The sequence below is a fragment of the Algoriphagus sp. SE2 genome, assembly GCF_039563885.1.
Taxonomy (GTDB): domain Bacteria; phylum Bacteroidota; class Bacteroidia; order Cytophagales; family Cyclobacteriaceae; genus Algoriphagus.
This window is the reverse complement of record NZ_JBCLWJ010000075.1, coordinates 1-516: the sequence shown is the minus strand read 5'-3', so window position 1 is coordinate 516 and position 516 is coordinate 1. Positions and strand designations below refer to the sequence as shown.

Genomic DNA, 516 nt, shown 5'->3' with positions numbered 1-516 from the left:
ACGGTATCCTGTAATGATGATGTAGCTAAAAAAAGGGCACTTGACCCGAAAGCTTTCAGAGCGCCTGTAACCAACGCCTTTAAGCTTACAGAACCTAAACCCATTGAATGGCAAGTCATTGACCCGGATAGTATTGACATTCCTCAAACCTACCCGTTGGACATTGACAAATTACCCTCTCAGCCATTCATTATCAATGAGTTCAAACCTGTAAATCCTCCAATGGAGGAATCTCCCTTAGATTGGGATCCCAATGATCGGATGAAGCTGGAGTTTGACACCATTCCGATTGAAAAGAAAATTTCCATCCTTCCCACGCCTGTTGTCACCCAGATGGACAGACCGCAGAAGCTAGAAGGTACCACTTCCGTCCTGTTACAACTTTCAAGAAATCAGGGGCTTCCCGGGAACGACATCCGAAAAATCATTCAGAACAAAGACGGTACGTTTTGGATTGCCACCTTCGATGGAGGACTGTCTCTGTACAATGGGAATGAGTTATATACTTATGATTAT

At 44.2% G+C, this 516-nt stretch carries 1 protein-coding gene; it reads left to right on the top strand.

Annotation, left to right across the window (positions count from 1 at the left end; all coding sequences use genetic code 11):
* Positions 1-516, top strand: a 516-nt coding sequence (locus tag AAGF08_RS20475) for a hypothetical protein (RefSeq protein WP_343513319.1), incomplete at both ends; no start/stop codon positions are given.